Genomic DNA, 1,512 nt, shown 5'->3' with positions numbered 1-1,512 from the left:
GGTGAGACATCCCATGGCGTAGGGGTGTCAAGCGGCGGTGGTGAGGGTTGCGTGGTGTGACCACGCTGTTGCCTCGTCGTAGAGGGTGCGGGTCTTCAGGCACCCGTGGAGGATGCTGACGAGGCGGTTGCCGAGCTGGCGCAGGGCGGGGTTGTAGCCCGCGTCGCGCGCCCGCTGCTTCTCGTAGTAGCGGCGGGCGCCGGGCGAAGTGTTCAGCGCGGAGAATGCCTGCTTGTGGAGGGCGTCGGCGAGGCGGTCGTTGCGCGCATAGCGGGCGTGGACGGCGTGGGTCTTGCCGGAGGCGCGGGTGATCGGGCTGGTGCCGGCGTAGTTCTTGCGGGCCTTCGCGGAGGTGTAGCGGGTGGGGTCGTCCCCGAACTCGGCGAGTACCCGGGCGCCGGTGATCTCGCCGATGCCAGGCATCGACAGGTAGATCTCAGCGTCCGGGTGCGCGAGAAAATGTGCGCTCACCTGCTCTTCCAGGGCGTCTATCTGCTCGTTGAGCGCGATCAGCAGCCTTGCGTGCGCGACCGTCGCCGCGCCGTAGGCGGCGGCCACCGAAGCGGCGACGCCGAGCTGCGCCTCGTGCAGCGCAGCCTGGATCGCGGCGGCCTTCTGGTCCCGGTTGCGGCGGCGGTGCCGGGCCAGGACCGCGGTGATCTGTGGCCTCGTCAGCTTCGCCGCCTGCTCCGGGGTGGGGGCCTTGATCAGCAGTTCCAGGGCGTCGGTGCTGGTCAGCTCCAGGGCAGCGTAGGCGGTCAGCGCGCCGGGGAAGTACTCGCGCAGCGTGTTGCGCAGTCGCTGGAAAGTGCGGGTTCGCTCCCAGATGAGGGTCTGGTGGGCGCGGGCGACGACGCGGATGGCCTGGGCCTGGTCGCTGTCGCCGGCGACCGGACGTAGCTGGCTGCCGTCGATGCGGACCATGTCCGCCAGCGCGTGGGCGTCACCTCTGTCGCTCTTGGCACCGGAGGTGCCGTAGCGCTCCTTGAACCGGGTCGCCTGGCGGGGGTTGATCCCGTAGACCCGGTAGCCGGCCGCGATCAGCGCCTGCACCCACGGGCCGCGGTCGGTCTCGATCCCGACCATCACCCGCCCGGCTTCCAGTTCCCCGCCACCGTGCCGGGCGACCAGCGCATGCAGCTTCGCGATCCCCTCGACCCCCTCCGGCAGCCGCGCGGTGGCCAGCCTGCGGCCCGTCGCGTCCTGCAGCTCGACGTCGTGGTGGTCTTCGGCCCAGTCGTCGCCGATGAACAGCACCAGCTTCTCCAACCTGTCGCGTCCAACATGCATGCAGCCAGCGGGAAGCGCGGCTCGCGCCCTAATGGATCCAGTGCTCACGCCCAACCGCCCGGCGGGCACGCCATCCCATTAGCGGTCAGGCCTCCCGGCCGACCAGCAGGGGCACGGTCTCACCTCAGAGCTCACCGGCTCCGGAACTTGTAGTGCTCACCTGCTGGCGGCTACGGACCGTAGTCTCTCCTACCGCCCGCTGAGCCCCATTAGGAACTTGTA

At 70.0% G+C, this 1,512-nt stretch carries 1 protein-coding gene; it reads right to left on the bottom strand.

Annotated elements, in window-relative coordinates; genetic code table 11:
• Positions 1-27: 27 nt before the first annotated feature.
• Positions 28-1,257, bottom strand: a complete 1,230-nt coding sequence (locus ACFYX0_RS47790) for an IS110 family transposase (protein ID WP_388982128.1) — start codon at positions 1,255-1,257, stop codon at positions 28-30.
• Positions 1,258-1,512: the final 255 nt, after the last annotated feature.

Source organism: Streptomyces sp. NPDC002573 (genome assembly GCF_042889625.1).
Lineage (GTDB): Bacteria > Actinomycetota > Actinomycetes > Streptomycetales > Streptomycetaceae > Streptomyces > Streptomyces gibsoniae.
The sequence above is the reverse complement of the archived record's forward strand: the minus strand, read 5'-3'. Positions and strand labels throughout refer to the sequence as shown.